The sequence below is a fragment of the Alteromonas marina genome (genome assembly GCF_000808575.1).
GTDB lineage: Bacteria > Pseudomonadota > Gammaproteobacteria > Enterobacterales > Alteromonadaceae > Alteromonas > Alteromonas marina_A.
The window spans coordinates 63454-90217 of record NZ_JWLW01000009.1 but is presented as its reverse complement, the minus strand read 5'-3'; the positions used below and the strand labels follow the sequence as shown (position 1 = coordinate 90217).

Here is a 26764-nt window from a genome sequence, read left to right as displayed (position 1 = left end):
TTTTTTGCGTTTGGAAGAAACAAAAATGGGGTCAGAGTCACGACTCTGACCCCATTATTTTTGTGTTGTCAGTATTTATAGACATTCTTATTCGATAAAAGCCTTAATAGATCTGACTTACTTTTAGCAAAGTGAACGTTTTTTGGTAAACTCTGTCGAGTATTTTTCTAGTCGAAGTAAATAGGACGAACTAATGGCCGTATTCGGTACAGTATTCATGCCACAAATGGCACTTGCTACCTTTGTCAACGATAAGTGGACTGACACCGAATTTGTCAGTGCAGATAGTATTCAGCTACACCCTGGTGCACACGTACTTCATTACTCAAGTACTTGCTTTGAAGGCTTAAAAGCATTTAAGCACGAAGATGGCAGCATCAATATTTTTAGAATGGATAAGAATATTGAGCGCTTCGCTCAAAGTAGCCGTCTGCTTAACTTGCCTGAAATAGACAAAACGCAAGTCGAAAAGATGATAATCGATATTGTTGCAAAATACGCCTCTGAGGTTCCAGAGCCTCCAGGTTCTATGTATATCCGCCCTACGCATATCGGAACGGAAGCTTCTATTGGTAAAGCGGCAGCACCATCAGCAAGTTCAATGCTATACGTTCTATTATCGCCGGTTGGCGATTACTTTGCCGGCGGTTTGAAGCCACTACGCTTGTTGCTAGACGAAACAGGTATGCGCTGTGCACCGCACATGGGAATGGTAAAAAGCGGTGGTAACTACGCCAGTGCGTTGCCTCCTATTCTTAAAGCGCGTGCAGAAGTTCAGGCTGATCAAATTCTGTTTTGCCCTAATGGCGATGTACAAGAAACGGGAGCTGCTAACTTCCTGCTTATCGACGGTGATGAAATCATTACTAAAGGGTTAGATTCTAGCTTCTTACACGGTGTAACCCGAGCAACGATTCTTCAAATTGCCAAAGACCACGGCATGAAGGTGAGCGAGCGCGATATTACTGTAGACGAGCTACTAGAGCGTTCAGCTAAACCGAATACTGAAGCTGCACTGTCTGGTACAGCGGCTGTACTTACGCCAGTAGGTACTTTTATTCACAATGATAAAGAGTATCAGGTGGGTAACGGAGAAGCTGGCCCTGTAACGATGAAGCTAAGACAAGCGTTAAATGATATTCAATGGGGTAAAGCAGAAGACACTCACAATTGGTTGGTGAGAGTACCAAACTAGTCTAATAAGACCCATTAAAAAGCCTGCGAACGCAGGCTTTTTCGTATCTAAAAAGGCATTCGATTACTTCGCTTTGCCTTGCTTAGCGACGGCATCCATCATTGCTTTGATAGCGTCAGCATCGCCAAGGTACTCTTTAGAAATTGGCTTAAGGTTTTCATCTAACTCGTATACTAGCGGTACACCTGTAGGAATGTTTAGACCCAACACTTCTTCGTCTGACATACCATCAAGGTACTTAACAAGAGCACGAAGACTGTTGCCGTGCGCAGCAATAATTACGCGCTTGCCTGCTTGGATGTCTGGACGAATAACGTCGTGCCAGTATGGCAGTACACGTTCGATAGTTAGCTTAAGACTTTCACCACGTGGCAATATATCAGTATCTACATTGTTGTAACGCGGATCGTGACCTGGGAAGTGCTCGCTATCATCTTCAACGGCCGGAGGTGGAATGTCGAAGCTACGACGCCAGATTTTAACCTGTTCTTCACCATGCTTAGCGGCAGTCTCTGCTTTGTCTAGACCTGTCAGTGCACCATAGTGACGCTCGTTCAGACGCCAATGACGTTCAACTGGAAGGTAATGTTGGCCCATTTCTTCAAGGGCAATATTAAGTGTTTTAATAGCGCGAAGAAGTACAGACGTATAAGCCTGATCAAATGTAAATCCAGCATCTTTAAGTAGCTGACCTGCGGTCTTTGCTTGTGCTACACCAGTGTCGGTCAAGTCAACGTCGTGCCAGCCTGTGAAACGGTTTTCCAAGTTCCACTGACTTTCTCCATGACGAATAAGTACCAATTTATACATAGTTGGGTTACCTGCGGCGTTAGAGTGAAATAGTCTGAGAGTTTCCAAAGTTTGGACGTTCAGACGTATATTTAAAAATCTGCTGTTATCATCCTTGATTGGCGCTTAAAAATCCAGTTTATGCTTGTACAAAATCGCAGGTAAAATGTGTGTTTTTCGCCAACATTTGAGAATGATTATATAAAGTGAGTAAGGTCAGGATGTGCGACTTTAATCCATTCTTTCATTGATGGCTCCTCTATGAAACTAAAGTCTTCAAAGTCAAACCCCGGAGCTACGGTACAACCCACCAGAGAGTAATCTCCCATCGTTGCGGCTGCCTGAAAATTCCCTGCTTTAACCACTTCGACGTAATCGTTGCTTCCACCACCAATACGACGTTCCCACAACTGTTGTTTTTCAAGTTGAAACAGCTGTAGGGGAGCCCCTTCATAGTGATTCCACACTTCATCGTGCAAAACGCGGTGAAAACGGCTGACTTGCCCCTTCAGTAGAAGAAAATAAATATGAGTAAGCGCGGGACGACTAGCATTGTGCACAAAGGATTTAGTTTCGTTTTCAGAACGGAAAACCTGACGATAGAAACCTCCTTCGGGGTGAGGTGCAAGGTTGTACTTCTTAACTAGCGGGTGTGTCATGATAACTTCGTTATTATTGTTATTGCTCACTACTAAGGCTTGTATATCTCAAAGCCTTCCTAAGCATGTATTAAGACATTTAATGTTTAACCGGATTTTTAGCATACCGTTTGGTGAGTTATAAGAAAACAGAAATGTTGCATATATGTAAATTGACCTGTTCAACAAGTTCTTTGTGTACACACGAAATTTTCAAAAGAATATTGTCACAATACAGTGCGCTAAGTTTAATTAGCCATAAGCAGTGCGGCGCACTTTCGTCTATTTGGCTTGAGTTTGTAACCGAACTTCTGAATCCCTTTAAAAAAATCACCTAAAAACAGATGCCATTACTAAAGGTAGGTGAACTTTTTTTCATGTTAAGGCCGTACAAATTGACAAGTAAGGCGGCGGGACAATACCCGTTGCTCGTTTCTTGCGTTGGTAAACTTGAAACGTACACAATATTCACGAACAGGCAAAGAAGGATGGTGAGCGTATGACATATAAGTCTTTTTCGCAGCTTGATGTAAACGGTAAAAACTTCAAAGCGGTTAATTTTGACAGTATAGGCAGTAAATATGCGCTCGACAGGCTTCCCTTTTGCATCAAAATTCTGTTGGAAAACCTGATTCGCCATGAAGATGAAGAGTTCGTAAATAGTAACGATATTGAGCAAGTAGCAAAATGGGACACTGACAATCACGTTGACCACGAAGTGTCTTTTGTTCCCGCGCGCGTCATCCTCCAAGATTTTACGGGTGTGCCTGCTATTGTTGATTTAGCAGCCATGCGTGATGCGGTTAATCGTTTAGGTGGCGACGCTCAGGCGATTAATCCATTAAATCCAGTAGAACTGGTTATTGACCACTCAGTAATGGTTGATCACTTTGCTGAAGACGATGCGCTTGAAAAGAATACAGACATTGAAATCCAGCGAAATAGAGAGCGTTATCAATTTCTTAAATGGGGCCAGTCTAGCTTTGACAATTTCAAAGTGGTTCCCCCAGGTCGCGGTATCGTGCATCAGGTTAACCTAGAGTATCTTGCTCGTTGCGCATTCACTAAGGAGCAAGATGGGGAAACCTTGGTTTACCCCGACACCCTAGTGGGAACAGATTCGCATACCACTATGATTAATGGCCTTGGCGTACTTGGCTGGGGTGTGGGAGGCATTGAAGCAGAAGCAGCGATGCTGGGTCAACCAGTAACAATGTTATTACCAAAAGTGGTTGGCTTCAGGCTTTCAGGTAAGTTACCTGCTGGCGTAACTGCCACCGACATGGTGCTAACTATCACACAACAACTACGTGAACATGGCGTTGTTGGAAAGTTTGTAGAATTCTATGGACCGGGTCTTAAGCATCTTACTACGGCAGACCGTGCCACCATCGCAAACATGGCGCCCGAATATGGTGCTACTTGCGGTATTTTCCCTATTGATGATGTTGCGCTAGATTACCTGCGACTCACCGGCCGAGACGAAGATCAAATTGCCCTTGTGGAGAAGTATGCGAAATTTAGTCACCTATGGCACGACGACCACTCAAAAGATGCCCAGTATCATGAAACCCTTGAGCTAAACTTGGACGACGTTGTTCCTTCACTAGCTGGTCCTAAGCGTCCTCAAGATAGAATTGCCCTCGATAATGCAGCAGAGGCATTTAAAGAGTGGCATCGTTCGCAAATTGACGTGAAAGTACTTGATGAAGAAACTGATCTCATCGCAGAAGCGGGTTTGGGCACAACAGACGAGGTGGACGAAGAACACGACTCATTCGTGGAGTTCAGAGGAAGCAAGTTCAACCTTGAAGATGGCGCTATTGTAATCGCTGCTATCACCAGTTGTACTAACACGTCAAATCCATCAGTGCTTGTTGGCGCAGGCTTGCTTGCGAAGAAAGCAGCGGAAAGAGGGCTAACTCGTAAGCCGTGGGTCAAGACTTCATTAGCACCTGGCTCTCAGGTTGTTACTCAGTATTTAGAAGATGCAGGTCTTATGGACCCGCTTGAAGCGCTAGGTTTTAACTTGGTTGGCTACGGCTGTACTACGTGTATTGGTAACTCCGGGCCGCTACCTGATTCCATAACTGACGCCATCAGAAAAGCGAAACTTACGGTTACCTCAGTTTTATCTGGTAACCGCAACTTTGAAGGGCGTATCCATCCTGATGTGGCTGCAAACTACCTAGCATCACCACCACTGGTTGTAGCATACGCGCTAGCTGGGAACATGAATGTAGATATCACTAAAGAGCCGTTAGGTAAGGCGAGTGATGGTTCTCCAGTATATCTAAAAGACATTTGGCCTACCGAAGACGAAATTCAGCAATATATAGCGGAAAACGTCACTGGTGATTTGTTTAAAGAAAAGTATGCAGATGTATTTAAAGGAAGCGGTGAATGGAATGAACTGCAGGTAAGTAAAACATCAGTCTACGACTGGCCAGAATCAACCTACATTAAGCATCCGCCTTTCTTTGAAGTAATGGGTAAGGAGCCAGAGGCTTTGACTGCAATTGAAAACGCACGATGCCTAGTTAAGGTGGGCGATTCGATTACTACCGACCATATTTCTCCAGCCGGCGCGATCGCAGAAGATAGCCCTGCGGGCGAGTACCTGCAGGCCCAAGGGGTTGAGCCTAAAGACTTTAACTCTTACGGGTCGCGTCGTGGTAACCACGAGGTTATGATGAGAGGTACGTTTGCTAACGTGCGTCTTCAAAACCAATTAGCACCCGGCACAAGAGGCAGTGCAACCACACATTTCCCAAGTGGCGATAGTATGTCTATTTTCCATGCTGCTATGCGTTACAAAGATGACGGCGTACCAGCAATTGTCATTGGTGGTAAAGAGTACGGTACTGGCTCTAGCCGAGATTGGGCGGCAAAGGGTCCATCTCTTATGGGCGTGAAGGCGGTACTTGCCGAAAGCTATGAGCGTATTCACCGCTCAAACTTAATAGGAATGGGTATTCTGCCACTTCAATTTAAGTCAGGTGACAGCGCGAGTTCGTTAGGGCTCAAAGGTAATGAGTCTTTTTCTATTAACGCTGTTGAACGTGGGCAGACCGAAGTTGAAGTCAAAGCTACTTCCGATGATGGGGAAACCACTTCATTTATGATGGATATCAGAATTGATACATCGAATGAGTTTACTTATTTCGAAAACGGCGGGATTCTTCACTACGTTATTCGAGAGTACCTTAAGAAATAAGCATTTACTTTAAAAACGCGGTAAAGGCTGTGTTTGCACCACAGCCTTTACTCCAGTTTGATTTGAATTTAGCTGACTATTAGTAGTAACGTTTTTCGCAAATAATTTCTTTTATATGCGAACCGATAGCCGATCGCTTTTCACATCTTAAATCTTGCGCTTCCACGCAATGTAGGGTGATATATTCTTCGCCGTAAGGTTCTAGCGCTTATTCACCACCTATAATCTGAACCTGCGCTAAATCCGTATCGCCTTTAACGACCTTAAATATTGCGTCCTGCACCAAGGTACGCATGCCATCTTTGGCAGCTTGTGATTTCATTTCTGAAACGCTTGCTTCCTTATAAACCATTGAGCGAAGCTCTGGTGTCATTCCCAGCAACTCGTGCACACCCGTCCTGCCCTTGTAACCTGTATTTCCACATTCTTCACAGCCTTTGGCTCTGTAAAGCTCTAAAGGGGCTTGGAGATTAAGTTCCGAGAGGTGTTCTTGACCGTACTGGCGTTCAATAAATGCCATGTCTTTTTCATCCGCAATATACTTCTCTTTACAATTTCCACATAGCGTTCTAATAAGACGTTGGGCGAGTATCCCCACGCATGCATCAGAAAAGTTCACTGGATCAAGGCCTAAATCGAGTAAACGGGTAATCGTTTCTGGCGCCGAGTTGGTGTGTAGTGTTGAAAGAACCAAGTGACCAGTTAACGAGGCCTCAATGCCTGCATGAGCAGTTTCTTTATCACGCATCTCACCAATAAGAATAATGTCAGGGTCGGCACGTAAGAATGCGCGCAGTGCTGCTGCGAAGTTAAAGCCAATTTTAGGACTTACTTGAACCTGTTGTAGGCCGGGTTGGGTGATTTCCACCGGATCCTCAGCTGTCCAAATTTTCTTTTCAGGCGTATTTAAATATCCCAATATAGCGTGAAGCGTTGTGGTTTTACCTGAACCTGTGGGGCCTACAACAAGTAGGATGCCGTGAGGTTTTTTTATCATCTCTTCCAACCTTGAACGGTTGGTGGGGGCTAAATTCATCTTGTCGATAGGCATAGCTCCACCCGATGCCAAAATACGCATAACCACGCCTTCGCCGGCAACGGTAGGAATAGTAGCAACACGTACTTCTACGAGTTTACCGTTCATTCTAAACGCGAGTTTGCCGTCCTGAGGAACCCGCTTTTCCGCTATATTAAGATTCGACATGATTTTAATACGCGCAATCACCGCATTATGGTGCGAGTTTGGCACCTGGTTCATATCCCGACACACCCCATCTACGCGCATACGCACACGAGTAGGCGCATTCTTTTCGGGGTCTATATGAATATCTGAAGCATTTAGACGTTTAGCGTCGTGAAGTATTCGACTTACTAGACGTACGACAGCAGGTGCGTCGTCTGAAAGCTCGTCAATTTGATCTTCGTTTTCATCGGTAGATGAGCCAATTTCATCAAGAATATCACTCATCTCGCCAGGGCCACCGCCACCACTATTTTCTCCAAGATATTGAAGAATGAGGTTAGGCAAGCTCACAGCAATTTCATAGCTATCTATGCCCATTGCGCTTTCAATTTCCATTAAGAGCGCAGCATTGTTTGGCTCAGCCATTAGCACAATGGGTTTATCGTGCGCATCGGCAATAACCGCCACGTAGTTCCGTTTTAAATAAGAAACATTCAGGCGACTTTCATTTTCAAACCTATGATACTTTTCGGGTAAATAAGAAATGAATGGAACTTGATAGTGAATAGACAGGGAGTTACCGATTTCATCCTCTGATATACGGTGTTCAGAAACTAAGCGCTGTACTAAAGCGCGAATGTCTGGCGTAGAAGATTGGATATCGGCTAGGGTTGCTTCTTCCAGCAAACTCTTATGTACAAGAAGATCAAATGGGTTATTAGTGCCGCCTAACTCGAATCTAAACTTGTCGCCAAGAATAAGTGCTAATGCGTTGCCAAGCTTAAGGTCGTCTTCTGTAAAGCTGCCGCTTGCTTTGTTGATGATTTGAATTACACCCATCAATACACCTGCGTTCATTATTGGTACGCAGAGAATGTTTTGTGTTCTGAAATCGTTATCTTTGTCGAACTTGTCGGCAAAACGAAGGCGTGGGTGAATACTTTGAAGTAATGTCGGATTGTAAGGGTCGTCAATAACTACAGCTTTTTGAGATAAAGCAACATAGCCTGCAATAGACATGGGGCTAATTGGCACTTTTATCTCTAGGGTTTCCTTGCCTGTTTTAAATCGGGCAACCAAGTCCTGATGCTGACGACGACGCTGAAAAATACTCATGCGAGTAGCGTCAAACAAGCCGAGTATCATGGGTTCTAATAGGCTGTAGGCATCTAGCAACGTAGAGTGGTTATTTAAGATGCGTTTTATTTGTGCAAAAGTTTGCTGGTTATTTACTACTTCCATATTCTCACTACTAAAAATATTGGCGCCTATTCCTTTACGCTTCTGGGCGCTACAAGCATGTTTTACGCTAGGGTATCAAGATATACTGATACCTCAACCGCAACAATACTACTTATAGACAGTTACATACACTGTTATAGCGTAAAAATGTGTGTATAAAAAGCAAACTGCCTCTTGCATTGCCCTCTGCTTTCTGTATAATTCGCGCCCACTGCCCAATTAGGGCACGTAATTTTTAGCCGCGACCTCACTGCTTTTAGGGTGGTTGCCGAAGTAACGGATTCATCATCACTGATTAGCCTGTTGCTGGCGTGCTAGAAAAAAGAACAGGGTTCCGATTGGGAACCATCGGTTTACGCACATCCTTTCTTTCCGGACAAAATGGAAGAGAAAGGGTGAATTTTTTTGTTCTTTCGATTGGAGCTTAATCGATGCCAAATCAAAGAATTCGCATTCGTTTGAAAGCGTTTGATCACAAGTTGATCGATCAGTCTACGGCTGAAATCGTTGAAACTGCGAAACGCACTGGTGCTCAGGTAAGTGGTCCTATTCCTCTACCTACTCGCAAAGAACGCTATACAGTTCTGATTTCTCCGCACGTTAACAAAGACGCGCGTGATCAATATGAAATCCGTACTCACAAGCGTTTGGTAGACATCATCGAGCCAACTGATAAAACAGTTGACGCGTTGATGCGTTTGGACTTGGCTGCTGGCGTTGATGTTCAAATCAGCCTGGGCTAATAAGAGAGGGTTATAACAATGGCGATTGGTCTAGTCGGTCGTAAAGTGGGTATGACTCGCATCTTCACTGAAGATGGTACGTCTATCCCTGTGACTGTTATTGAAGCGACCCCAAACCGCGTTACTCAGCTTCGTACTGAGGAAACTGACGGTTATCGCGCTCTTCAGGTTACTGCTGGAACTAAGAAAGCTAACCGCATCAACAAAGCTGAAGCAGGTCACTTTGCTAAAGCTGGTGTTGAAGCTGGACGCACTCTAGTAGAATTCCGCCTAGAAGAAAACGAAGGTGCCGATATTGAAGTAGGCAGTGAAATCACTGTTGAAATCTTTAACGACACTAAGAAAATTGATGTAACTGGTACATCAAAAGGTAAAGGTTTCCAAGGTGCTATCAAGCGCTGGAACTTCAGTTCTCAGCGTATGACACACGGTAACTCTTTGTCACACCGTGCTCCTGGTTCAATTGGTCAAAACCAATCACCAGGTAAAGTATTCAAAGGCAAGAAAATGGCTGGTCAGCTTGGTAACAAGCAAGTGACTACTCAGTCTTTGGAAGTTGTACGTGTTGACGTAGAGAACGGCCTTATCCTAGTTAAAGGTGCCGTACCTGGCGCAACTGGCAACGATGTAATCGTAAAGCCAGCTGTTAAAGCGTAACGTCTGGGGAGTGAACTGATGGAATTAACATTGAAAGACGCGCAAAGCGCTCTTGAAGTATCCGAAGCGACCTTTGGACGTGAATTCAACGAAGCCCTGGTACACCAGGTAGTTGTAGCTTACGGTGCAGGCGCTCGTCAGGGTACAAAAGCGCAGAAAACTCGCGCTGAAGTTCGTGGTGGCGGTAAGAAGCCATGGCGTCAAAAAGGTACTGGCCGTGCGCGTGCTGGTACAATCCGTAGCCCAATTTGGGTTGGCGGTGGCCGTGCTTTCGCAGCTAAGCCTCGTGACTTTGACCAAAAAGTTAACAAGAAAATGTATCGCGGTGCGATCAAGAGCATCTTGTCTGAACTAATCCGTCAAGACCGTTTGGTTGTTGTAGAGAAGTTCGGTGTTGACGCACCTAAGACTAAAGCTCTTATTTCTGCACTTAACGAATATGAACTAAATGACGTTCTAATCGTTACTCCTGAAGTTGATGAGAACTTGTTCCTAGCGGCGCGCAACTTGTACAAAGTTGACGTACGTGACGTAGCAGGCATCGACCCAGTGAGCTTGATTGCATTTGAAAAAGTGCTAATGACTGCTGATGCGGTTAAACAACTTGAGGAGGCGTTAGCATGAGAGAAGAACGTCTACTGAAGGTGCTAGTAGCACCTCACGTTTCAGAAAAGTCTACAATGGCTGCTGAAGCGAACAACACAGTTGTATTTAAAGTAGCTAAAGACGCGAACAAAGCCGAAATCAAAGCTGCAGTTGAAAAACTGTTTGAAGTTGAAGTTGAAGGTGTTCGTACTGTGAACGTTAAGGGTAAAACCAAGCGTCACGGCATGTCTTTCGGTAAGCGCAGCGACTGGAAAAAGGCCTACGTGGTTCTTAAAGAAGGTCAGGACATCGACTTTGTCGGTGGTGCTGAGTAAGAAGGGGATTAGAAATGCCATTATTGAAAGCTAAGCCAACTTCTGCCGGTCGTCGTCACGTTGTTCAGGTCGTAAATCCTGACCTGCACAAAGGTGCACCGTACGCACCTTTGCTTGAAAAGAACAGCAAATCTGGCGGTCGTAACAACAATGGTCGTATTACCACTCGTCACATTGGTGGTGGTCATAAGCAACACTACCGTGTAATCGACTTTAAACGCAACAAAGACGGCATTCCAGCTAAAGTTGAGCGTTTAGAATACGATCCAAACCGTTCTGCAAACATTGCACTAGTATTGTACGCAGACGGTGAACGTCGTTACATTCTGGCTCCTAAGGGTATGCAAGCAGGTGATGCAATCCAGTCTGGTTCGGACGCTCCGATCAAGTCTGGTAACACTCTACCTATGCGTAACATCCCTGTAGGTACTGTTGTACACGCAATTGAAATGAAGCCTGGCAAAGGTGCGCAAATCGCACGTTCTGCTGGTGCTTATGCTCAGATCCTAGCACGTGACGGAAACTACGTTACCCTACGTCTACGCTCTGGCGAAATGCGTAAAGTTCTATCTGATTGCCGCGCCACTATCGGTGAAGTTGGCAATGCAGAGCACATGCTTCGTTCACTAGGTAAAGCTGGTGCTACACGCTGGCGTGGTGTTCGTCCTACCGTTCGTGGTGTTGCCATGAACCCGGTTGATCACCCACACGGTGGTGGTGAAGGTCGTACATCAGGCGGTCGTCACCCAGTAACTCCTTGGGGTGTTCCTACTAAAGGTAAGAAAACCCGAAGCAACAAGCGTACTGATAAGCTTATCGTACGTCGTCGAAACAAGTAATAGCGAGGATTCACCATGCCACGTTCTCTCAAGAAAGGTCCTTTTATTGACCTTCACTTGCTGAAGAAGGTAGAGGCTGCAGTGGAAAAGAACGAACGTAAACCAATCAAAACTTGGTCTCGTCGTTCTATGATCATCCCAGATATGATTGGGTTGACCATTGCGGTCCATAACGGTCGCCAACATGTACCTGTCATTATTAGTGACGAAATGGTCGGCCACAAGTTGGGCGAATTTGCGCCAACGCGTACTTACCGCGGCCATGTCGCGGATAAGAAAGCTAAACGTTAAGGGGTAGGAAGATGGAAGCATTAGCTAAACACCGTTTTGCCCGCACGTCGGCTCAAAAGGCACGCTTGGTTGCGGATCAAATTCGCGGAATGCACGTTGAGAAAGCTCTAGAGCTTCTTGCGTACAGCCCGAAGAAAAGCGCAGCGCTAGTAAAGAAAGTATTGGAATCTGCGATTGCTAACGCAGAGCACAACGAAGGCGCAGACATCGACGAATTACGCGTGTCTAAAGTTTTCGTTGACGAAGGTCCAACTATGAAACGTATCAAGCCACGTGCTAAAGGCCGTGCTGATCGTATCTTCAAGCGCAGCAGTCACATCACTGTGGTTGTAGCGGATAACTAGGAGTAGATAATGGGACAGAAGGTACATCCTACAGGTATACGCCTGGGTATCAGCAAACCATGGACTTCTACCTGGTACGCTAATACTGCAGACTATGCAGACAACCTGTATAACGATCATCAGGTACGTCAGTATCTGACTAAGCAACTAAAGAACGCTTCACTTTCTAAAATCGTGATCGAGCGTCCTGCTAAGAGCATCCGTGTGACTATTCACACTGCTCGTCCAGGCGTTGTAATCGGTAAGAAAGGTGAAGACGTAGAGAAGTTGCGTAACTACGTATCTAAGCTAGCCGGCGTGCCAGCTCAGATCAACATCGCTGAAGTACGTAAGCCAGAGCTAGATGGCCAGCTAGTAGCTGACAGCATTTCTAGCCAGCTAGAGCGTCGTGTTATGTTCCGTCGTGCTATGAAGCGCGCAGTTCAAAACGCAATGCGTCTAGGCGCTAAAGGTATTAAAGTTGAAGTTAGCGGCCGTTTAGGCGGTGCAGAGATTGCACGTTCTGAATGGTACCGTGAAGGTCGCGTTCCTCTGCACACTTTCCGTGCGGACATCGATTACGCAACCTCTGAAGCGTCAACTACTTACGGTATCATCGGCGTTAAAGTATGGATCTTCAAAGGTGAAGTTCTAGGTGGTCTACCTACAACTCAGGAGCAAGCACCAGCTGCTCAACCTAAGAAGAAAGGCCGCAACGCTAAGCGAGAGGGCTAATCATGTTACAACCAAAACGCATGAAGTTCCGTAAGATGCACAAAGGCCGCAACCGCGGCTTCGCAGCGGGTAGCACTGTTGCCTTTGGTACTTACGGCCTTAAAGCAGTTGGCCGTGGTCGAATGACTGCGCGTCAAATCGAAGCAGCGCGTCGTGCTATGACTCGTCACGTTAAGCGTCAAGGTAAAATTTGGATTCGAGTTTTCCCTGACAAGCCAATTACTGAGAAGCCTCTTGAAGTGCGTCAAGGTAAAGGTAAAGGTAACGTTGAGTACTGGGTATGCCAAATTCAGCCTGGTCGTGTTCTTTACGAGATGGAAGGTGTTCCTGAAAATCTTGCACGCGAAGCGTTTGAATTGGCAGCGGCTAAACTGCCATTTAAAACAACCTTTGTAACTCGGACGGTGATGTAATGAAAGCGACTGAACTGAAAGACAAAAGCGTAGAAGAGCTGAACGCAGAGTTGATTAACCTGCTACGCGAACAGTTCAACCTACGCATGCAGCACACAACAGGTCAGCTTGAAAAAACTGATCAGTTGAGAAAAGTACGTCGTAACATCGCGCGTGTTAAAACCATTCTGACTCAAAAGGCTGATGCGTAATGACTGAGCAAAAAATTCGTACAGTACAAGGTCGTGTGGTTAGCAACAAGATGGATAAAACCATCACTGTTGTAGTTGAACGTTTTGTTAAGCACCCAATCTACGGGAAGTTCATCAAGCGCTCTACTAAGCTTCACGCCCACGACGAAAACAACGTGTGCAACCAAGGTGACGTAGTAACAGTACGTGAATGTCGCCCGCTATCTAAGAACAAATCTTGGATGCTAGTTGACGTTGTTGAAAAAGCTGGCGTTTAATCGCTAACTTTTTTCAAAGTCTTAAAAAAGCCGCTTTCGAGCGGCTTTTTTGTTTTCTTTGACCCATCCTAAATAGCGTTGACACTTTTCAAACTTATTTTGAAATAGTGTAATGCAATCAAAAACAAAACGTGGTCTAGGTGATTACTCCCTTGCTTTTAAATTGGCAATTGTAGAGCAGGCAGTAAAAATTCTGGTTTAACGATAGCGTATGAGCCATAGTTAAAAACTAGTGGTGTTTCCTTTCGCTCACGCTTTCACAATCTGGTGGTATAGTGCAGTATACTCACTTGCCATATTCTCTATGCTGAAATGTGTCTTCACATGCTGATGAAGTGCTTTACCTAATGCTATTTTTTCCTGGGGTTCCGCTATCAATAAGCGTATTGCTTGCACAAGCCCACTAATATCTCCAGGGCTCACCATTAAACCCGTTTCCTTATGTTTTATAATTTCCGGTATTCCGCCAACGGGAGTTGATATAACAGCACATTTGCTTATCCCTGCTTGAAGAAGTATAACGCCAAGGCCTTCAGCGTAGGCGGGGTGAACAAGAGCGTCTACATTAGGCAAAATGTTAGCGACTTCGTGAGTAAACCCGCACAGCTTTACACTACTTTCTAGGTTATGCTTTTCTATCAACTGTCTGTAATTTTCTTCTTCAGAGCCCTTACCAAAAAGAAGGCAAGTTAAGTTGTCAAATTGCGCTGTTAGCTCCCGCATAGCGAGTATTAAATCGGCTTGCCCTTTGCGGGGGATATATTGTGCAAAATTAGCGATAACAAAGTGTTGCTGTGGAATATTAAACTTACTCTTCAGCCACTGCTGGTCAGCAGGCTGTCCGTATTCTTCCTCATCAACGGCAGAGTGAATAACTCCTTGGTATTTCACTTTATCGCAATGCTTTGAGACTACATTATGGACACCGTCCGAAATGCTTATTACAGCGTCGTACTCACGATATTTAAAGCGCGCCAATTTACTTTCAGTATTATCTACTCGGCGGGTGCATACTGCCGATATTCCGGTGAATTTTGCTGCTAGTGCGCCCCAAACATCGGCACCGCGTCTACTATGTACGTGAATCACATCGGGCCTAATGCGCTTTACAACGTTAAGTAAACGCTTAAAGCCCATCAGGTCGGTATCGCCTTTGTAGCCAATAGAGAATGTTTTACAGCGGTTAAAATTGTAATGACTGATTTCGCTATTCACGGCACAAATAAGATGTTGGGTAAACCTAGTGTCTTTATCTAGCGCATCGATAAGATAAGTCACTTGCTTCGCACCACCGTATAAATGCCTTCCCAATTCGATATGCAAAACGTTAATGTCGAAAGAGTGCTGATTGCTCATATTAGTGGCTTATATATGATTTAAGCTGATTAAATACTTGTTCAGGTGTAACTAGCGCCATGCAATCAAAGCGTCCATTGCACGTGGGTTTTCTTTTACATGGGGCGCAAGGCATGTCTTTAAACAGTACATGGGTATACGCATTGTCGGTTATGGTGTAGGGTCTTGTTGAACCAAAAATGGCAACCGTAGGTTTTTTATAGCTTGTAGCTAAATGGGTGAGGCCAGTATCTACACCAACAAACGCATCGCATAGCGATAGCACACTTACAGACTCTTCTAAGCTAATTTTTCCTGCCAGCGAAATTACCCCATTACATTCAAAGGTTAAGGCTTCGGCTTTTGCAACATCCCCAGGGCCTCCTAAAATGGCTATAGGTAAATGAGAGTGTTTACGTACCTTGTGGATTAAATTTTGCCAGTGTTCAGAAGGCCAATGCTTTTGAGGACGAGTGGTAAAAGGCGCGATGGCTATAAAGGGTTCTGTTAAGCCTAAGTGACTAATTTTCGTTATCGCTGACTGCATGGCAGCACTACTTGATCTGATGCTCATTTCATAGTCTGGGCTACCATTGTTTTCAGCGCTGCAAAGTGAATATAGTGTTTTAGCGAGATGCCGATATTCGCTGCTAATCTGTTGTGATCTTGGCTTATCTAGCGCGAGCGTAAGCAATCTTTGGCTATTTTCCTTGCTTTTGAAACCTATGCGCTCTGAAGCTCCACTGATGTAAGCGAAAAACGCGCTTTTCAACAGACCCTGCGCTTCAATTGCCACTTTGAAGTTCTTTTCTCTGAGCTGCTTTCTAAATGCTTTAATAGTTTTAAAAAGCGCCCAGTATTTTTTAGCCTTTAATAGAGAGCGCCATTCTTTTTTTGGCCACGCAATAACGTGGTCGACATAGGGGTGATTGCTAACTAATTCGGCATAGGGGGCTTCTACTAACCAGGTTAATTCAACAGGTTTACCGTATTGGGAATAACTTTGCTTAATGCTAGACGGTAGGCCAGAAGCCATTACAATATCGCCAATTGCGCTAAGCCTGATGAAAAGAATTTGTTGTACGTCTTTAGGCATTAGAATAGGCTTTCGAAATTCACGTGAAGCTAACTAGCTAGCAATAACATCACAGTTTGACGACACTTTAATGACGCACATTGTATTAACGGTTATGTATGCGTTTATGTTTACCATTAAGGACAATTTATGTTTGCTGCCGAGCGTAACGGCTACAAACCCACACTAATTGAAGATATATGCCGATGGGGATATTCGCTGGTATTGGTGTTCATTATTCCCTTCGCCTTTTTACAGTTGCTGCTAAGAGGTACCACCAGAAACAAAGACTATAACCGGAGAAGGTTTGAACGCTTTGGGTTCGTCGCACATGCACCTAAAAAAGACGGATACTTATTTCACTGCGTTTCTGTGGGAGAGGTGGTTGCGGCTTCTTGTTTGATTAAGCGCATCATGACGGACGAGCCCGATTGCCAAATTACGGTGACCACCACTACGCCTACAGGCTCTGCGCGTGTTAGGGCGATCTTCGGTAACAATGTGCATCACTTTTACTTACCTTACGATCTGCATATGGCTATGGCAGGAATGCTTAAAAGAATTCAGCCCAAAGCTGTGCTAATTACCGAGGTAGAGTTATGGCCTAACCTTATTCACGCATGCTGGAAACGAGATATACCTGTAATGGTCGTTAACGCTCGTATGACCGATAGGTCTGCCAGACGTTATAAAAAGATTGGTAAGTTGTTTAACCCTATGCTCGCTAAGCTTTACCATATTTGCGCCCAGGGGCAGCGCGACTTCACAAATTACGCATGGCTTGGTGTTCCAGATGAAAAGCTTACGCTGACTAACAACATCAAGTTCGACCAAGTTGCTTCTGCTACAGCGCCGGGCCATTCGTTTTTAGGTTTGAATAAAGCGGATTATCCCATACTTGTTGCTGGGAGTACTCATGACCTTGAGGAGGAAGCGGTACTTCAAGCGGCCAAAGAGTTGTGGCAAAAAAGCCCTTCCTTAAAAATAATTATTGTTCCGCGTCACCCCGAGCGTTTCGATGCAGTAGCTAAGCTTATTGAAGCTAAGTCGCTACCCCATGTTCGAAGTTCTCAGGTGCAATCCGTACCAGAAAATACCAATGTGGTGTTACTCGATGAGATGGGAAAGTTAAACGATGCTTATGCAGTGGCTTCTTTCGCCTTCGTTGGTGGGTCCATAGCTGATAGAGGGGGTCACAATGCCCTAGAGCCCGCAAGCTTTTCTATTCCGATAATGATGGGACCTCACACTTATAATAATCCGGTTATCTGCAGTTACTTAGAAGAGTGCGGCGCGCTGATAAAAGTAGAAAGTGGAAAGGCAATGTCTACGATTGTGGATAGATGGATCCATAACCCGAGTGAGCGAGAAAAGGCTGGACGAGCTGGTCGTAAAGTCCTGGAAGAAAATAGCGGTGCTCTCGAGTCTACTGTTCAGTGCATACGAAAATACGTTAACTAATTGTTTTACGGTTAAAAAGTGAACCCCTAAATAGTGCGCACTGTGCACTATTTAGGGGTTTTCTATGAGGTGCCTGTAAAGCTAGAACGTGTAAATTAATGTAAGTGATTGTAAAGTTAGACTTTTATTGTTTTGGTCTACTCTTTGCTATAAAGCCTACGACAGCGTAGCGGCAGTAAAATCCAAATAAATATGCACCTTTAAAAAAGGGCACTGTGTTACGTGTTTTCCAGGGAGAGACCTCCTGCCGAGAGGCAGGAGGTTTTCTTACTTTGACCCTTCTACATTTTGTTCAGGCTCTGGCTCAATCAAGCTTATAACACGCCAGCCAGCTTTGGGCTGAATGCTGTTTCCGTTAATAAAGGTGTAGCTTTTACCTTCGGCGTTAATGGCAATAAGTGGCGTAGCGCGCTCGCCATACTGTTTAGTATATTGCTCAAAGGTGAACTCTTCCGAAAGCCGAGTTGTTTTAACCGCAGATTCACGGGCAATGGCTGACGCTAAATAGCCATAGGTAACACCCTCATCAAATAACGTAAGCTTTTTAGCATACTGCTCGCTAACTTGGTGACTAGGTCGCGTAGACTGTTCATTATTGGTAAGCGCCCACACTTTGTCTTTACCCATAGTGTATTCAAAGTGATAGGCAATAAGCGGGTTCAATTGTTTGTAGGGCGACATTATTAATACAGTGCCAAAGGTGTTTAAATCGAGATGTCGAGCAGCATGATCGGACATAGGGTTTCCAAAATACACCGGTATATCCATCATGCGCGCTTCTCTAATGGCATCCCAGTTGGTATCTGCAATCGTCACGTCTAATTTTTGATTTAGCATTTCACACGCCAAGGCGCGGTTAAATTTGCTGCCACCAAAAATCAGGTAGCCAGTTGGGGCAGGGGCACGTACTTTAAGTAACGACGCAACGGTGCGTGATGTAAGGCTCTGTACCACAACCGTTGCGATAATCACCATAAAGACGATAGGCACTATAATGCCCGCTCCTTCGTAGCCGATTTCTTCAAGCTTAAGAGAGAACAGGGCTGAGACTGCTGCAGCAACAATACCACGTGGTGCAATCCAACTTAGCAACGCTAATTCATTAAGTTTAAGTCCAGTACCAATGGATGAAGCTAATACCGACAGGGGGCGGGCTACAAACATAATAGCGGCTAGCACCACAATCGAGCCCCATCCTACATCGGTGACAGACTGTAAGTTCAGTCTGGTGGCAAGCAGTATGAACAAGCCTGAAATAAGTAACACGCTTAAGGTTTCTTTAAATTCGAGGATGTCTTCTACATCAACATCTTTCATATTGGCTAACACCATGCCAGAGATGGTCACCGCCAGAAGGCCCGATTCATGCGCTACGTAGTTTGATGCAGCAAATACACCTAAAATAACGGTTAACACAGCGGTGTTAAGCAAATAGTGAGGTATCCAGTCTTTGCGTATAGATAAGCCAAGTAGATAGCCTGAGGCAAGCCCCAATACAGACCCTATGCCGACGGTTTTTCCAAAGGCAATAAGCGTATGTGTGATAGCTGTTTCTTGTGACGCTACTATAAATTCGAATACCAGCACCGCTAGCAGGGCACCAATAGGATCGATAACAATTCCCTCCCAACGTAAGATATTGGCAAGGTTAGTTTTTGGTCTAACTGTCCTTAGCATGGGAACAATAACGGTAGGGCCAGTTACAGTAACGATGGCACCAAACAAAAAGGACAACTGCCATGAAATGTCTAGGCTATAATGTGCGGCTGTCGCCGCAACCACCCAGGTGACTAATACACCGATAGAGCATAGATTTCTCACCATATTGCCATGACCGGCAATATCGCTAAACTTCAGTGTCAGTGACCCTTCAAAAAGAATAATAGCAACGGAAAGAGAAACAACCGGAAACAGTAGGTCGCCAAACAGGTCGTCTGCATTAAGCACACCGAACACTGGTCCAACAACGATACCAACAATTAACAATGGCAGAATAGCGGGCAACCTAACTTTGTAAGCTAAGTATTGGCAGGTAATGGACAATAGTCCTACTGCAACGAGTGATAGAAGCGGGTCTGACAAAGTGAGTCCTTAAGAAGTTGTTATTGTTCCATCGTATATTAGCTTAATCATTTATCATACTGAGACTTTAGAACAAGTTAAGCTTACAGAGATATACGCTTGGGTAAGAAGTTTAGACCAATAGACTGTCTTTAGCGTTGTAATATGCATGTTTGATGCTTCAAGCTTTGTTATTATTTGTACTTATCGTTTATTCTGGAGTTATTTTTTGAGCCGCATTTTTAAACTTGCGTTTTTACCGCTAGCGCTTTTGCTAATTTCGGCATGCGCGACTCAATATCCCACTCCAACTGCTTCATTGATTGTGAACAGTACTGTTAAATTACCTGAAGAACTGTCAGAAACGTCTGGTTTATTTTGCGACGTCGATAGCATGTTTTCGCTTAACGACTCCGGGAATGCGCCCGTCATTTATCGCATTAACTATCAAGGTGAAATAATTGAGCGCACGCGCTTACCGCTTACTAATAGAGACTGGGAAGCTATAACGGCTGACGACATGTCGTTTTATATAGCCGATGTCGGAAACAACAAAGGCAATAGAGAAAAGGTAGAGATTCACAAAGTAAGTCGCCGTAATGCAAATGAGATAACCACCTTTACGCTAAAATACGCGGGTAATAACGCTAACATTAATATTCCATACGCTCATGATTTTGATTCAGAGGCAATGGTAAAGCATGGTGATGAACTTCTCTTGTTCTCTAAAAGCTGGAGAACGGGCATAACTCATGTTTACAAAGTGAACGAAGGGGAGAGCGAACAAACTATTAGCCCTTTTACATCGATTGATGGCCTGCCTGGTGTGGTTACGGGCGTTGACTTCGACCGGCACCAAGACCGGTTTGTTATCACAGGCTATAAATCAGATCCCTTTGGCAATTTTGCTACCTTTATCGCACAAATCTCGCAAGACTATGCGCTTCTAAATATTTGGCCAATAAAACAATATAAGCAAGTTGAAGGCGTGTGTGTTGATACTAACGGCACCTATTGGTTTAGCGAGGAAGCGACAGAAGAGCGCGAAGCATCTCTATCTAGCTCAAAGGTTGTATCAAGGTAAGCGCCCTCTGACATGTCAGCGCGGCTCGCTTTTCGTGTGCTTAAGCCGTCACTGTTTGTGTGACTCATCACCATTCCTTTAAAGTTATCTTTTAGTCGATGTTAGTAAAATGGCTAATACCCAACTGCCTACTTTCCTGTCTATACTGAAATTGTGATCGAATAAGTTGTAGCCAACCACAATTTGAGAGGCAGCGAAAAATGAGACGCTTAAACCAGTCCTTTTTAGCAATGTGCTTTTTTCCATGGTTTTTATTGGCGGGTGCAGCTAATGCCTCTGTGGTCGAAAAGGCACAAGAATGGCTCAACAAATATTCGGACAGCGACGATACCTTCTCTCTGACCCTCACCAAAAATAAGATTAAATTCAAAGGCTGTAAGCAGAAGCAATATCAATTAGCGTTCAGCCAAAGACTGGCGCCAATGTTTAACGTTGAAGCCATTGTCCATTACAACAAAGGGCTGCTTGATTACGGCGTTATGTCTCAGCGTGTCAGAAGCCACGAATTTGAAGTGGTTAGCTGGTGGGATAGAGGTGATTATCGGTTGGGGTTAAGCCATAAAGTACGCCCCCGTCATGAGATGAGCATTCCGGTTGCCGATACAATTCGTCTGCCTACCAGTACATCAGCAGGCCTTTACGTAGAAATTCCATTTAACGAAGACAAGCACCTTCTTACTGTTGGAGCTATGAGAGAGTCGTGGGAAAGTGAAGGAGCATCAATGCAATTGCCATGGCGCTCCAGCCGTGACAATCAAGTAAAAGTAGAATACGCCATCACTTTCTAAATGATGGCGCATAAGATTGTGTTATCTCACCGCGTTGCCATTCATAAGACATAAGTAAACTTAAAGCTTAAATCTGCTCACTTCAGACGAGAGTTCTTGCGCCAGTTCATCTAGCTTGTCACTCACGCTAACCAATATCTTAGTCGCATTCAGGGTTTCTTCACTTGATGCACTAATGTCATTAATGTTTCGACTGATATCTTCAACCACCGTAGCTTGCTCTTCCGTAGCCGTCGCCACTTGCGTGTTCACATCATTAATGTGCGCAATCTCTTCGGCGATATCTTGAAGCAGTTTGTCTATTTCATTGGTTGCAGTTACCACATCGGTTGTGCGTGCGCGACTTGACTCCATTTGCGAAACGGCAGATTTAGAGTCTTGCTGGAACTTATCGATCTTCACCTGTATTTCATCAGTCGCTTGAGCGGCACGTTGTGCAAGTGTTCGCACCTCATCAGCAACGACTGAGAAGCCTCGGCCGTGATCGCCAGCCCGCGCTGCTTCTATAGCAGCATTTAGCGCAAGTAAATTGGTTTGCTCTGAAATACCTCGAATGGTATCGAGGATACCGCCAATAGCTGCGGTATGTTCATCTAGCGATTGAATAACCCGAGACACATCTTGAATTTGACCCGAAAGACCGTTTATCGCGTGTACTGCACGTTGGGTAATTTCTCGACCGTGAGCGGAATTAGTTGTAGCCAGATTCGCATTTTGCGCAGCATGGGTAGCTGACTGGGCTACTTCATTTACCGTACTGCCCATCTCTGTTAGCGCGGCTGCCGCCTGTAAGGTTTGATCGCGCTGGCTCTTGGTAGAGTTTTCTGTTTGATGAGACTGCTTCGCAACATCTTGTGCTGACGCCTTTAGTGCGTGACTTGTTTTCGCCACTTGCGAAATGGTGCCGTGAAGGTGATCAATAAAGTTATTGAACCCTTCCACTAATCGGGCAATTTCCTTTTGTTCTGGCATTGGTATACGAGAGCGTAAGTCGCCTTGTCCTCTGCCAAGCTGCTGGAAAACATCGGCCAGTGATTCAAGTGGTTTGGTAAGCGTGCCTGCTAGCCAAATACCAATAAGTGCGAAAGCGCCTGCTATCACCAAAGCCCAAATAATAATCTGGCGGCTGCCTGCATTTAGTGATGCGTAAAGCTCATGCTCGGGTACTTGTGCAACCACGTACCAACCGGCTTTTTCCACGTAGGTACTGGCAAACAGTTGCGTGTCGCCTGCCGCGTCGCTGGTGGCCATAGCAAAGCCCTGACGATTGAGTAGTTGCCCCGCTGTGCTTGAATCGCTTATTGACGCTAACTTAGCCTTACCCAATAACTCGGTATTGGGGTGAGCGATAATGGTGCCGTTTCCGTCAACAAGAAAGACAAAGCCGGTTTGCGCAATTTTCACCGCATTGATGATATCTAGCAGCTCATCGACCGATTTAGCGACACCCGACATACCTCTGCCGTTTACTTGCTGATAATTCGCAAAAAGTCGGTAACCTTGGCCCGGTTCGTTGTATAGGCTTAGTGAAATTGGTTCGCCGCTATTTTTGTAAGCGAAAAACCACCCATCAAATTCATCGTTTTGTAGCACCCGTAAGAAACCATCTTGGTTCCAATATTTGTAGGTGGTTCTGTCTACAAATGAGGCTACCGTTAAATCGTTAAATTCAACGATATTAGATAAATAGCTAAGGAGACGGCGTTCGCCAGCGCTATCTGCGCCTGCCGATGACCAAGCAAGAATGTCGGGGTTTGAAGCAATGCCGTGAGCAACGGTAAGCATTACACTTGCTTCCCTGTCTACGCGGTTACCAACCTGTTTAAGTAATGAAGGAAGCTGAAGTTCTTCCATGTTCTCTTTAACGAGATCACGGGCAATCCATTGGCTAATAGAACCTACAAGAATAGCAGCAGCGAGCACCGCCACAATAAGAGAAATAATGAGTTTTTGTTTTATACTGAAAGTCATGACTTTCGACCACGTAAGTTAATGCTGAAATTTATGATCAAGGATGACGTGGCATTGCAGGCACAGCAACGTCTGATACTGAGTCCTAGGCGGATCAGTACTACTCTCTGATTCTTACGCTAGTGCTATTATTATTTTTAAAGCGCAGACAAGATATCGACCTTTTCCCTGCAAAGTTTATACTTTTTGCTAGGGCAAAGAGATTGTGAAGCATAATTGACCAATAGGTCAATAGAAAGATGAGGCTTTACAAAAAAGCCCTCTGCTTTACGAAGAAAACAAGAGGGCCAATGGCGTACTGAAGCCAAATATTTAATTAGCCACAGCTAGGGCCTGTTGCTCTTTGATGTACAGCGAATAACAACAGGACCTAGGAAGGGTAAGGACGTTAACTTACTCTTTGCTTTCCTTAGGAATAGGGAAACCACGGTCACGCATCAATGCGTCTACCTTGGCGTCACGACCACGGAACTTGCGATATGCTTCAGCTGGATCCATTGCGTTTCGTACGGCGAATAGATATTTCACTAAGCGATCGCCTACTTCTTTATCGTAGAAACCACCCGGTGCTTCCATAAAGGCTTCAGCTGCGTCAGCAGTAAGAACCTCTGCCCACATGTAGCCATAATAGGCCGCAGCATAACCTTCACCCGAGAACACGTGACCGAAGTGAGGTGAACGGTGACGCATAACGATTTCTTCTGGCATACCAAGCTTCTTAAGCTCTTCACGCTCAAAAGTATCAGGGTCAATCTTGCTAGGATCGGTAGTATGATACTTCAGGTCCATAATGGCAGAAGCCATGTACTCAGTGGTTTTGAAGCCTTCATTGAAGGTTGAGGCCTTCTTAATCTTCTCAACTAGTTCTGCTGGAATTGGCTCGCCGGTTTCATGGTGAACCAGATAGTTGTTGATTACCTCATCGGTGGTCAACCAGCGCTCTAGTAACTGAGACTGGAACTCAGTGTAATCGCGCACGCCAGAATGCGAAGACGGGTATTTTACGTCTGACGCTAAGAAGTGAAGTGCATGACCAAATTCATGGAAGTAGGTCTCGGCATCGTCCCACGAGATAAGTGTAGCTTCGCCATCAGCACCTTTCACGAAGTTCGAGTTGTTTGAAGACAATACGGTCTTCTTACCATCGAACGTGGTGTAAGAGCGATACGTGGTTGCCCAAGCACCAGAGCGTTTACCTTGGCGTGAGAATGGGTCAAGGTACCAAAGACCGATATGCTCACCGCTGTCTTTATCTGTTACTTCCCATACTTTTACATCTTCATGGAAAACCGGCACTTTGCCTTCTTCAACAGGTGTAAAGTTGAAGTTGAACAAGCGACCAGCTACGTAGAACATGGCTTCGCGAAGCTTATCAAGCTGCAAGTACTGCTTTACTTCGTTTGAATCTAGGTCGTATTTCGCTTGGCGTACTTTTTCTGCATAGAAGCGGTAGTCCCAAGGGGCAATGGTGATGTCTGCACCTTCTTCATCGGCAATGGCTTGCATGTCGGCCACTTCTTCTTCAACGCGAGCAATAGCGGCAGGCCATACTTTCATCATCAGATCCATGGCGTTTTCTGGGTTCTTCGCCATGCGATCTTCTAAACGCCACTGTGCGTAATTTTCGTAACCTAACAGCTCAACGCGTTCATCTCGAAGGGTTAGGATACGTTTAATGATATCGTTGTTATCAAACTCGTCGGCATTGTCGCCGCGGTTATAGTAAGTACGCCATACCTTTTCACGAAGCTCACGATTAGTTGAGTAGGTCAAGAACGGGTCCATAGACGAACGCGTATTGGTAATCGCATATTTACCTTCTTCACCGCGAGACTCGGCTGCCGCTTTAGCTGCCTTTACAAACGAAGCGGGTAGGCCGTCAAGCTGGTCTTCAGTAATATAAGTAACGTAATTTTCTTCGTCTGCTAGCACGTTGTTAGAAAACTTGGTGTGCAGCGTAGCAAGTTCTTGGTTAATTTCAGCGTAGCGCTTTTTCGCTTCGCCATCTAACGTCGCACCGTTGCGCGCGAAGCTGTTGTAAGTCATCCACGTAATACGCTGTTCTTCTGGCGTGAGCGATTTCAGTTCATCAGACTCGTACACCGTTTTCACTCTTTCAAAGAGTTTTTCATTTTGCGTAATTTGCGTGAAGAAAGCTGACAGTTTTGGTGACATCTCGGCCTGAATTTCGCGGAATTCAGGGCTAGACTTGTTTGAGCTCCAAATGCCGTAATACGTGAATACGCGTCCAAGCTCTGCACCTGCACGCTCCATTTCAACAATGACGTTTTCAAACGTTGGTGGCGCTTCGTTATTTGCGATGGCTTCGATCTCTTTAAGATTCAGTTCCATGGCTTTTTCTAGCGCAGGCTTCAAATCTTCCAAATTCATTTTATCGAAAGCAGGCACGCCACCGTACGGGCCTTTAAACTCTTGAAGCAGCACGTTATCAAACTGTGCTTGTTGAGATGTCGCTGTATTTTGTACATCTGTGCTGGTGGTCTCAGGTGCCTTTTGTTCTGAGCATGCACCAAGTGCAACCACAACCGCCATAGCGGTAAGTGATGTTTTAAATTTTCCCATAAGTTTTCCTGTCTGTTTTTATCTTTACGTTTTTTGACAAAAACCATCTTAAGATAATGTAAAAATAAGTTAAATGCTCTTTAACGTAATTCCTTGCAGTACAGCGGTTTGAAGAGAAATCGCGCTGATATGCAATTCGTCGAAATTGGTCAAATTTTGATTGGCTTTATGCTGGTTGGAAATTACACTGCGCGCGTTCCCAATAGCTGTCTTCCGCAGCTCGTAAACCACTGACTTTTTTACTGTGATCATCATGTTTGAATTACTTCTTCACGGGTTTCCCGTTGCATTCGCTTTGGCCTCCTTTTGGTCGAACACTGAGCGCAAATTACTGCTACTGAATTTAGGATTATGTATTGCAATTGGCTCACTTTTGGTTTTCGAGCAAGCGTGGGGAGGAGCTGCAGTTATTACGGTGGCAGGGCTGAGTACCAGTTATCGTTTAATAAAACAAAAACTACTGTCTCCTATGGCAACCTATATTACATTAATCGCTATGATGGTTATTGTGCTGACGGTGAATAACCTAACCGGTAAAACGTCCTTAGTTGAAGCTATGCCGGTGTTAACTTTTATGGCATACCGGTTTGGTGAACTTCACTGCAAGGAAGCGGGTTTAAGGGTATGCATGATCATTGGCTCCATCAACTTCACCGCGTACGGAATAATTACGCAAACGTGGGGATTAGCCATTACTGAAGCGCTTTTTGCAGCCTCTAATATGTGGTACTACCTAAGACTTAGAAAAGCGATACGCGTAAGTGCTGTGTAGT

Annotated in this window: 25 protein-coding genes; 17 read left to right on the top strand and 8 right to left on the bottom strand. The window is 44.9% G+C overall.

From position 1 onward, the window contains the following. Window positions 1-193: 193 nt before the first annotated feature. Window positions 194-1195 carry a branched-chain amino acid aminotransferase gene (locus RJ41_RS04990; RefSeq protein WP_039217772.1) on the top strand — a complete coding sequence of 334 codons (1002 nt, stop codon included), beginning with the start codon at window positions 194-196 and terminating at the stop codon, window positions 1193-1195. A gap of 63 nt (window positions 1196-1258) precedes the next feature. Here RJ41_RS04990 and gpmA read toward each other — a convergent pair whose 3' ends face one another. Beyond that, window positions 1259-2005 (bottom strand): 2,3-diphosphoglycerate-dependent phosphoglycerate mutase, encoded by a 747-nt coding sequence (gpmA, locus tag RJ41_RS04985; RefSeq protein ID WP_039217770.1) that lies wholly within the window; start codon window positions 2003-2005, stop codon window positions 1259-1261. A 176-nt stretch (window positions 2006-2181) separates the two neighbouring features. Beyond that, window positions 2182-2673: a cupin domain-containing protein gene (locus RJ41_RS04980; RefSeq protein ID WP_240485732.1), complete on the bottom strand. Its 492-nt coding sequence runs from the start codon at window positions 2671-2673 to the stop codon at window positions 2182-2184. Window positions 2674-3121: 448 nt separating this feature from the next. Between RJ41_RS04980 and acnA the strand changes: the two genes are divergently transcribed. Further along, window positions 3122-5839 carry an aconitate hydratase AcnA gene (acnA, locus tag RJ41_RS04975; RefSeq protein WP_039217767.1) on the top strand — a complete coding sequence of 906 codons (2718 nt, stop codon included), beginning with the start codon at window positions 3122-3124 and terminating at the stop codon, window positions 5837-5839. A gap of 208 nt (window positions 5840-6047) precedes the next feature. Here the strand turns inward: acnA and RJ41_RS04970 are convergent, their stop codons facing one another. Beyond that, complete coding sequence (locus RJ41_RS04970) at window positions 6048-8264, bottom strand: GspE/PulE family protein (RefSeq protein WP_084081759.1); 2217 nt, start codon at window positions 8262-8264, stop codon at window positions 6048-6050. 431 nt (window positions 8265-8695) lie between these two features. Here RJ41_RS04970 and rpsJ point away from each other — a divergent pair, with 431 nt between their 5' ends. From rpsJ to rpsQ, 11 genes are read left to right on the top strand one after another with little or no spacing between them, the layout of a single operon-like run. Next, window positions 8696-9007: a 30S ribosomal protein S10 gene (gene rpsJ, locus RJ41_RS04965; protein WP_010179497.1), complete on the top strand. Its 312-nt coding sequence runs from the start codon at window positions 8696-8698 to the stop codon at window positions 9005-9007. Between the two features lie 18 nt (window positions 9008-9025). Further along, window positions 9026-9664 (top strand): 50S ribosomal protein L3, encoded by a 639-nt coding sequence (gene rplC, locus RJ41_RS04960; RefSeq protein ID WP_014947975.1) that lies wholly within the window; start codon window positions 9026-9028, stop codon window positions 9662-9664. Window positions 9665-9682: 18 nt separating this feature from the next. Continuing rightward, on the top strand, window positions 9683-10288 hold the full coding sequence (gene rplD, locus RJ41_RS04955) for a 50S ribosomal protein L4 (RefSeq protein WP_012516958.1): 606 nt from the start codon (window positions 9683-9685) through the stop codon (window positions 10286-10288). Further along, window positions 10285-10584: a 50S ribosomal protein L23 gene (rplW, locus tag RJ41_RS04950; RefSeq protein ID WP_039217760.1), complete on the top strand. Its 300-nt coding sequence runs from the start codon at window positions 10285-10287 to the stop codon at window positions 10582-10584. The genes rplD and rplW overlap by 4 nt, the downstream gene beginning before the upstream one ends. Before the next feature lie 14 nt (window positions 10585-10598). Next, the gene (gene rplB, locus RJ41_RS04945) at window positions 10599-11423 is read left to right on the top strand and encodes a 50S ribosomal protein L2 (RefSeq protein WP_014947976.1); all 825 of its coding nucleotides are present in this window, start codon (window positions 10599-10601) and stop codon (window positions 11421-11423) included. Between the two features lie 15 nt (window positions 11424-11438). Continuing rightward, on the top strand, window positions 11439-11714 hold the full coding sequence (rpsS, locus tag RJ41_RS04940; RefSeq protein ID WP_012516961.1) for a 30S ribosomal protein S19: 276 nt from the start codon (window positions 11439-11441) through the stop codon (window positions 11712-11714). A gap of 11 nt (window positions 11715-11725) precedes the next feature. Continuing rightward, window positions 11726-12058 (top strand): 50S ribosomal protein L22, encoded by a 333-nt coding sequence (gene rplV, locus RJ41_RS04935; protein ID WP_014947977.1) that lies wholly within the window; start codon window positions 11726-11728, stop codon window positions 12056-12058. Window positions 12059-12067: 9 nt separating this feature from the next. Next, the gene (gene rpsC / locus RJ41_RS04930) at window positions 12068-12772 is read left to right on the top strand and encodes a 30S ribosomal protein S3 (RefSeq protein WP_014947978.1); all 705 of its coding nucleotides are present in this window, start codon (window positions 12068-12070) and stop codon (window positions 12770-12772) included. Between the two features lie 2 nt (window positions 12773-12774). Continuing rightward, the gene (gene rplP / locus RJ41_RS04925; protein WP_012516964.1) at window positions 12775-13185 is read left to right on the top strand and encodes a 50S ribosomal protein L16; all 411 of its coding nucleotides are present in this window, start codon (window positions 12775-12777) and stop codon (window positions 13183-13185) included. Next, window positions 13185-13376, top strand: coding sequence for a 50S ribosomal protein L29 (rpmC, locus tag RJ41_RS04920; protein WP_012516965.1), 192 nt, complete (start codon window positions 13185-13187; stop codon window positions 13374-13376). The genes rplP and rpmC overlap by 1 nt, the downstream gene beginning before the upstream one ends. Further along, on the top strand, window positions 13376-13633 hold the full coding sequence (gene rpsQ, locus RJ41_RS04915) for a 30S ribosomal protein S17 (RefSeq protein ID WP_012516966.1): 258 nt from the start codon (window positions 13376-13378) through the stop codon (window positions 13631-13633). Before rpmC ends, rpsQ begins: the two co-directional genes overlap by 1 nt. Window positions 13634-13882: 249 nt before the next feature. On the opposite strand, the gene RJ41_RS04910 is transcribed toward rpsQ, so the two are convergent. Together RJ41_RS04910 and RJ41_RS04905 are read right to left on the bottom strand one after the other, a co-directional pair. Further along, entirely contained in the window at window positions 13883-14989 is a 1107-nt protein-coding gene (locus RJ41_RS04910) for a glycosyltransferase family 4 protein (protein WP_039217749.1), read from the bottom strand. Window position 14990: 1 nt separating this feature from the next. Further along, on the bottom strand, window positions 14991-16064 hold the full coding sequence (locus RJ41_RS04905) for a glycosyltransferase family 9 protein (RefSeq protein ID WP_039217748.1): 1074 nt from the start codon (window positions 16062-16064) through the stop codon (window positions 14991-14993). Window positions 16065-16193: 129 nt separating this feature from the next. On the opposite strand from RJ41_RS04905, the gene RJ41_RS04900 reads away from it, so the two are divergent. Continuing rightward, window positions 16194-17504, top strand: coding sequence for a 3-deoxy-D-manno-octulosonic acid transferase (locus RJ41_RS04900; RefSeq protein WP_039217745.1), 1311 nt, complete (start codon window positions 16194-16196; stop codon window positions 17502-17504). 267 nt (window positions 17505-17771) lie between these two features. Here RJ41_RS04900 and RJ41_RS04895 read toward each other — a convergent pair whose 3' ends face one another. Continuing rightward, a complete protein-coding gene (locus RJ41_RS04895) occupies window positions 17772-19586 on the bottom strand; it encodes a cation:proton antiporter (protein ID WP_039217742.1) in 1815 nt (604 codons plus the stop codon). Window positions 19587-19794: 208 nt separating this feature from the next. Here RJ41_RS04895 and RJ41_RS04890 point away from each other — a divergent pair, with 208 nt between their 5' ends. Both RJ41_RS04890 and RJ41_RS04885 read left to right on the top strand, forming a co-directional pair. Next, window positions 19795-20649 carry a hypothetical protein gene (locus RJ41_RS04890; RefSeq protein WP_039217780.1) on the top strand — a complete coding sequence of 285 codons (855 nt, stop codon included), beginning with the start codon at window positions 19795-19797 and terminating at the stop codon, window positions 20647-20649. A 200-nt stretch (window positions 20650-20849) separates the two neighbouring features. Further along, window positions 20850-21437, top strand: coding sequence for a hypothetical protein (locus tag RJ41_RS04885; protein WP_039217740.1), 588 nt, complete (start codon window positions 20850-20852; stop codon window positions 21435-21437). 60 nt (window positions 21438-21497) lie between these two features. Here the strand turns inward: RJ41_RS04885 and RJ41_RS04880 are convergent, their stop codons facing one another. Both RJ41_RS04880 and RJ41_RS04875 read right to left on the bottom strand, forming a co-directional pair. Then, a complete protein-coding gene (locus RJ41_RS04880; RefSeq protein ID WP_039217738.1) occupies window positions 21498-23408 on the bottom strand; it encodes a methyl-accepting chemotaxis protein in 1911 nt (636 codons plus the stop codon). A 393-nt stretch (window positions 23409-23801) separates the two neighbouring features. Further along, complete coding sequence (locus tag RJ41_RS04875) at window positions 23802-25991, bottom strand: M3 family metallopeptidase (protein ID WP_039217735.1); 2190 nt, start codon at window positions 25989-25991, stop codon at window positions 23802-23804. Window positions 25992-26244: 253 nt separating this feature from the next. On the opposite strand from RJ41_RS04875, the gene RJ41_RS04865 reads away from it, so the two are divergent. Next, window positions 26245-26763 (top strand): YgjV family protein, encoded by a 519-nt coding sequence (locus RJ41_RS04865; protein ID WP_039217729.1) that lies wholly within the window; start codon window positions 26245-26247, stop codon window positions 26761-26763. Window position 26764 lies beyond the last annotated feature (1 nt).

What these genes read in the sequence shown, in the direction of transcription:
- RJ41_RS04990 (WP_039217772.1), top strand. Translation starts at nt 194, where the DNA reads ATGGCCGTATTCGGTACAGTATTCATGCCACAAATGGCACTTGCTACC.
- gpmA (WP_039217770.1), bottom strand. Translation starts at nt 2,005, where the DNA reads ATGTATAAATTGGTACTTATTCGTCATGGAGAAAGTCAGTGGAACTTG.
- acnA (WP_039217767.1), top strand. Translation starts at nt 3,122, where the DNA reads ATGACATATAAGTCTTTTTCGCAGCTTGATGTAAACGGTAAAAACTTC.
- RJ41_RS04970 (WP_084081759.1), bottom strand. Translation starts at nt 8,264, where the DNA reads ATGGAAGTAGTAAATAACCAGCAAACTTTTGCACAAATAAAACGCATC.
- rpsJ (WP_010179497.1), top strand. Translation starts at nt 8,696, where the DNA reads ATGCCAAATCAAAGAATTCGCATTCGTTTGAAAGCGTTTGATCACAAG.
- rplC (WP_014947975.1), top strand. Translation starts at nt 9,026, where the DNA reads ATGGCGATTGGTCTAGTCGGTCGTAAAGTGGGTATGACTCGCATCTTC.
- rplD (WP_012516958.1), top strand. Translation starts at nt 9,683, where the DNA reads ATGGAATTAACATTGAAAGACGCGCAAAGCGCTCTTGAAGTATCCGAA.
- rplW (WP_039217760.1), top strand. Translation starts at nt 10,285, where the DNA reads ATGAGAGAAGAACGTCTACTGAAGGTGCTAGTAGCACCTCACGTTTCA.
- rplB (WP_014947976.1), top strand. Translation starts at nt 10,599, where the DNA reads ATGCCATTATTGAAAGCTAAGCCAACTTCTGCCGGTCGTCGTCACGTT.
- rpsS (WP_012516961.1), top strand. Translation starts at nt 11,439, where the DNA reads ATGCCACGTTCTCTCAAGAAAGGTCCTTTTATTGACCTTCACTTGCTG.
- rplV (WP_014947977.1), top strand. Translation starts at nt 11,726, where the DNA reads ATGGAAGCATTAGCTAAACACCGTTTTGCCCGCACGTCGGCTCAAAAG.
- rpsC (WP_014947978.1), top strand. Translation starts at nt 12,068, where the DNA reads ATGGGACAGAAGGTACATCCTACAGGTATACGCCTGGGTATCAGCAAA.
- rplP (WP_012516964.1), top strand. Translation starts at nt 12,775, where the DNA reads ATGTTACAACCAAAACGCATGAAGTTCCGTAAGATGCACAAAGGCCGC.
- rpmC (WP_012516965.1), top strand. Translation starts at nt 13,185, where the DNA reads ATGAAAGCGACTGAACTGAAAGACAAAAGCGTAGAAGAGCTGAACGCA.
- rpsQ (WP_012516966.1), top strand. Translation starts at nt 13,376, where the DNA reads ATGACTGAGCAAAAAATTCGTACAGTACAAGGTCGTGTGGTTAGCAAC.
- RJ41_RS04910 (WP_039217749.1), bottom strand. Translation starts at nt 14,989, where the DNA reads ATGAGCAATCAGCACTCTTTCGACATTAACGTTTTGCATATCGAATTG.
- RJ41_RS04905 (WP_039217748.1), bottom strand. Translation starts at nt 16,064, where the DNA reads ATGCCTAAAGACGTACAACAAATTCTTTTCATCAGGCTTAGCGCAATT.
- RJ41_RS04900 (WP_039217745.1), top strand. Translation starts at nt 16,194, where the DNA reads ATGTTTGCTGCCGAGCGTAACGGCTACAAACCCACACTAATTGAAGAT.
- RJ41_RS04885 (WP_039217740.1), top strand. Translation starts at nt 20,850, where the DNA reads ATGAGACGCTTAAACCAGTCCTTTTTAGCAATGTGCTTTTTTCCATGG.
- RJ41_RS04880 (WP_039217738.1), bottom strand. Translation starts at nt 23,408, where the DNA reads ATGACTTTCAGTATAAAACAAAAACTCATTATTTCTCTTATTGTGGCG.
- RJ41_RS04875 (WP_039217735.1), bottom strand. Translation starts at nt 25,991, where the DNA reads ATGGGAAAATTTAAAACATCACTTACCGCTATGGCGGTTGTGGTTGCA.
- RJ41_RS04865 (WP_039217729.1), top strand. Translation starts at nt 26,245, where the DNA reads ATGTTTGAATTACTTCTTCACGGGTTTCCCGTTGCATTCGCTTTGGCC.